Genomic DNA, 4,612 nt, shown 5'->3' on the forward strand with positions numbered 1-4,612 from the left:
AATAATTACTTGCTTTTTAACACAGTTCTTGGTTAGTTGCGTGGTTAGGCAACTAAGTTAGCAAACTTTAACGAACCCGTGAAAATTCCGCAGGAATTTTCGCAAGTAGGGAAGGACCTAGCAATTAATTATACACGGTGTTAGGTGTAGTTTTTTTACTCAAATAGGTCTTCTTTGTCTAAATTCTTAATAGATGATTTTCTGACTGAAAGATAGTATACAAAATGAATAATCAAAAATACAGACCAAATTAAAGCGGTAATATAAATTACGTTTATGTTTTCATATTTTGATTCAAATCCAAAGACAAACCACAATAGTGAAATCACATTATGCGCTATAAATGTCGAAAGGTGAAATCTAAATCCAATATCATAGATTGGTAAATATTCATATTCTTTTCTGCCGAAATAACTTCCGTTAATCCACATTGAGATTGCATAAATGATTGCAGATAAGATAACTGCTATCATCATTCCGTTTGTTATTGATGTACTTAATCCAATTCGGAATAAAATAGTTAGTATTATTGTTACTAATGTAAATTTTATCAAATTAGGTGTAATTAATGATTTCATATCTATTTTTTTAAAAGGTTATTTATTTCAGTTGAGAAGAACAGTTTTATATTTCTTTCGATAAACTTTTCAAGTAATTCATTTCCCATTTTAGTCAAATAATAATATTTTCTATCAGGTCCTTTATTTCCTTTTTTGCTTTCAAACGTTACCACGTCAATATGTTCATACTTTCTTAAATTTCGATAAAGGCTTTGTTCTTCGCAGTTGATTGTATTTTTGGATTTACTTTCTATAAATTCCTTGATTTCGTCAACATATTTTTGTCCGTCCTTTAGTGCAAGGAAAATCCATAAAGTTAATTGTCCTTTTTTGTAAGTTTCCTCCCAAGAAGATAGTAATTCAGGTAGTATGTCTTTTGTCATAATCAAATAGTATTATTCAACTTGTATAATACAAAGGTATAAATAATTTTTGATTTACCAAATTTTGTTCAATGTTCAGAAGTTTGTTGGGAAATTACACCTAACGTGTTTGTATATGGTTTGTTGCGTGGTTTAAGCACCTAATTTAGCAAATAAAAACCGAATAGAAAATCCGCGAGGATTTTCGTAAGTAGGCTAGAACTAGCAATAAATTATATACGGTGTTAGCCACTGGTTTTTCCTCTCAGATAAGTTTCTGGTGTCAAAATAGCTAAATCGCTTTTTTTAAAGTCTTTTAAGTTTCTAGTTAAAATAATCGTAATTTGACCATTTTGTATAGCGGAAAAGTTTTGCAATGCATCTTCAAAATCTTTAAATTCAGAGTTTAAAGCATCCATGACAGCATTTTTATCCATTTTAATAATATCAATTATATTCAGAAGTTGTTTAATCTTCTCAACTATAATATCATGCTTTGCAGTTTTTCTAAGTAAATAATAAACATTAGAAATTATAACTGGTGTTGTATATCCTTTTATTTCTTTTTCAGCGCAAAGATTTAAAATTTCTGCTGAATATTCAGCGAATGGTTTTCTATCAAAAAAGAAATCGAGTAAAACATCAGTATCTATTAGAACTTTATCCATTTAAATATATTTTTTTTCTAATCGATTTTTGAGCTCTTTTTTATAATCCATATCTTTTGGCATTTTGAAAGAACCTTTTAGAGATTCAACTGCAGGATTAAGCTTTTTGCTTTTATTTTTACGTTCTTCTTTGGTGAGTATTTTTAAATAGTTTTCGATAATATCTGATAAACTGCGATTTTTTTCTTTCGCATAGTTTTTAGCTCTTTCAATTATTTCTCTTTCTATTGTTAATGTCAACTTTGTGTTCATAATAATGAGTTTATGAGTTACTTTTCACAAAATTACAAAATAATTATTTAATACGTGTAAATATTTTCGTTTTAACACGTGTTCTTAACTTGTGGCTAACGTGTTTGTATATGGTTTGTTGCGTGGTTAAGAAACTAAGTTAACAAATAAAAACCGAAAAGAAAATCCGCGAGGATTTTCGTAAGTAGGCGAGTACCAAGCAATAAATTATATACGGTGTTGTAAAACGTTTTATACACCAACCATATTTCGATAATCAATCGAATCTCCAATCTCACAATGTTCATTATTTTTATAAACAAAGATTGTAGTCCGTTTTTTTATACTTGTAACTTCGTTAGATTTCAATTCAGTTACTATAATTTCAATTTTAGGAAAATTAGAAGCAAATACAATATCTAAATCAATTTCTTCTTTTGGTGCTAAATAATTGTATTTTTCTTGTCTTATAGAGGTTTTATATGGTATTGCTTTGTAGTCCTTAACATCAGCCTCATCTATTCCGAATGTTATGTCATTTTTGAAAGTATGTATTTCGTATTTTAGAATAATGTCATAAGCTGGACTAACTCCATTATTGACAATTTTAAACATTATTTTCTTATCGATATTTATTTTAGAAAGTCCTCGAATCTGTTCTTGAACTGGGTCTAAATCTCTCATTAAATGTTTGTCCCATTCATATTCAGAATCGATTAATAAAGTCCGTAGAAATAAAATTGGATTCTTGTAAGAAAGTAATGTTTTGTAAGTAATGTAAGTATAAATGGAAGTAACAACGACCAAAATTACAGTAAGAATGATATTTACTACTTCCATTTTTTAAATGATTTTATTAGATTTATTTTTCCAATACAAATGTGATTGAATACATATAGCTCGATTCCGAATTGGTAACAACAGGAACTACTTGTTTAACTTCATATCCATCTTCTAAATACTCATTTAGTTTGGTATATTCTTTCTCCGTGAATTTGTCATCTTTATCGATGATGTTTGTGTGTGTGGTTACTGTAATTACTTTTTGCATTTGTTTTTGATGTTTGATTAATGTTTCTCTAAATGTTTTACAACGTGTTTGTATATGGTTTGTTGCGTGGTTTAAGCACTAAATTTAGCAAATAAAAACCGAATAGAAAATCCGCGAAGATTTTCGTAAGTAGGCTAGAACTAGCAATAAATTATATACGGTGTTGTAAAACGTACTTATTTTTCATTATCAATTAACCAAGGTTGCTTAAATTCCTTTGTTTTGGTCAATTCCTTTTTTAATTTTTCTCGGTCTAAATTCAATCCAGAATATTCTGGTCTTTCAAAAAGTAGGTTATAAGCTGATTGATGAAATCCGTATTTTTTTAATATATCAAAATCCGATTTTGCTTTTTCGGAATTCAGATTGTCATTGTTAAATTCAATTTTTAAAAGGTCAACTAAAGTGTCATTTACAAACTGCTTTTCATAATTCAGTCGTTTTTTGTCCAATTTCACAGAGTTTAATTCTTTAAGAATTTCATAAACGATTGAGTCATTTTTTTCCGCTTTTCTGCGACTCCAAAATTCAGCGTAATATTTGGTTTGTATTTCGGGTTTGTTGTAAGTCAGTTGCAAACTGTCCATTAAATTCTCAAAATTTCGTTTTATGTAAATATCTTGGATTAAGAATTCATTGTCACTTTTAAAAATCAGATTTTCCAGTTTGTCGTAACCGAACTTTTTAAATGATTCGTGAATTGTTCTTAAATTTTCGGGTTTTCTAATCCACGTGTTTTTTGTCCAATCAGAGTTTCTTAAATCGAAAAAAGAAGTTTTATTTTCTGCATAAAATTCGGATTCACTTTTTTCTTTATTAACGCAAGAAACAAGTAATAAAATCAGAATGTTTAATGTTAGCAGTTTGTTCATTCGTATGTTTTACAACGTGTTTGTGTATGGTTAGTTGCGTGGTTAAGCAACTAATTTAGTAAACTTTTACGAACCCGAGAAAATTCCGCAGGAATTTTCGCAAGTAGGCAAGAACAAAGCAATTAATTATACACGATGTTGTGTGTAGTTTTTATCTTTCCTCTTGCTTGTTTTTCGGAATGTTAATTACTCCACAACCATCAACTAACCATTTATTATTCACTTCTTTTATTTTCATCTTAATAGAGAAACCTTTCCAAGTTTTAGCTTCCACAGTCAAATAATTAGAAATAGCGTCAAATTCAGCAAGTTTAAAACCGTCATCGGGATAATCTTGAGCGTCAAAAATCGGGTCGAATCCAAGTCCGTATTCAGGTTCAGATTTATAAGCATCTTCAATCATTTTTGTTAATTCTTCTTTAAATTCTGGACTAACATCCTGATTAGAATTTACCCATTCAACAATTCCTATTTGTTCTTTCATTTTGTTACAATTCACAACATAATCGTTGATAAATTTCAAAGCAACATATGTTTTTGATGTTGTATCTTCCAATTGAACTTTAGTTTTTTCTTCGCTTAAAACATTTTTCATTTTCGGTTCTTTCTTATTTTCAATAATAAGCTCATTGTTTTCTTTGAAATCAGTTTTCTCTTTTTTGTCATTGCAACTAAAAGCTATTAATATAAGAAGAATTAAGTATAAATATTTCATCAATTTCAAATTTCAGTTTGGGTTTTTAATTACACACAACGTTGTTGTGTATGATTAGTTGCGTGTTTGAGCAACTAATTTAGTAAACCAAAACGAACGCAAGAAAATTCCGCAGGAATTTTCGCAAGTAAGCACGTAAAAAGCAATTAATTA

General features: G+C 28.8%; 8 protein-coding genes. All 8 read right to left on the reverse strand.

All coding sequences use genetic code 11. The features are described from left to right. Positions 1 to 155: 155 nt before the first annotated feature. The gene (locus tag AC0UBM_RS18175; protein ID WP_475689606.1) at positions 156 to 578 is read right to left on the reverse strand and encodes a hypothetical protein; all 423 of its coding nucleotides are present in this window, start codon (positions 576 to 578) and stop codon (positions 156 to 158) included. A gap of 2 nt (positions 579 to 580) precedes the next feature. Continuing rightward, positions 581 to 943, reverse strand: coding sequence for a PadR family transcriptional regulator (locus AC0UBM_RS18180; RefSeq protein WP_475689607.1), 363 nt, complete (start codon positions 941 to 943; stop codon positions 581 to 583). A gap of 224 nt (positions 944 to 1,167) precedes the next feature. Continuing rightward, positions 1,168 to 1,590, reverse strand: a complete 423-nt coding sequence (locus AC0UBM_RS18185) for a type II toxin-antitoxin system VapC family toxin (RefSeq protein ID WP_475689608.1) — start codon at positions 1,588 to 1,590, stop codon at positions 1,168 to 1,170. Further along, positions 1,591 to 1,842 carry a DUF6364 family protein gene (locus tag AC0UBM_RS18190; RefSeq protein ID WP_475689609.1) on the reverse strand — a complete coding sequence of 84 codons (252 nt, stop codon included), beginning with the start codon at positions 1,840 to 1,842 and terminating at the stop codon, positions 1,591 to 1,593. It abuts the gene before it with no gap. Between the two features lie 231 nt (positions 1,843 to 2,073). Next, a complete protein-coding gene (locus tag AC0UBM_RS18195; RefSeq protein ID WP_475689610.1) occupies positions 2,074 to 2,661 on the reverse strand; it encodes a hypothetical protein in 588 nt (195 codons plus the stop codon). 22 nt (positions 2,662 to 2,683) lie between these two features. Further along, positions 2,684 to 2,872: a hypothetical protein gene (locus AC0UBM_RS18200; RefSeq protein WP_475689611.1), complete on the reverse strand. Its 189-nt coding sequence runs from the start codon at positions 2,870 to 2,872 to the stop codon at positions 2,684 to 2,686. Between the two features lie 176 nt (positions 2,873 to 3,048). Then, on the reverse strand, positions 3,049 to 3,744 hold the full coding sequence (locus tag AC0UBM_RS18205; protein WP_475689612.1) for a hypothetical protein: 696 nt from the start codon (positions 3,742 to 3,744) through the stop codon (positions 3,049 to 3,051). A gap of 151 nt (positions 3,745 to 3,895) precedes the next feature. Continuing rightward, positions 3,896 to 4,459: a hypothetical protein gene (locus AC0UBM_RS18210; RefSeq protein WP_475689613.1), complete on the reverse strand. Its 564-nt coding sequence runs from the start codon at positions 4,457 to 4,459 to the stop codon at positions 3,896 to 3,898. Between the last annotated feature and the right edge of the window lie 153 nt (positions 4,460 to 4,612).

This window comes from Formosa sp. F44, from assembly GCF_056238645.1.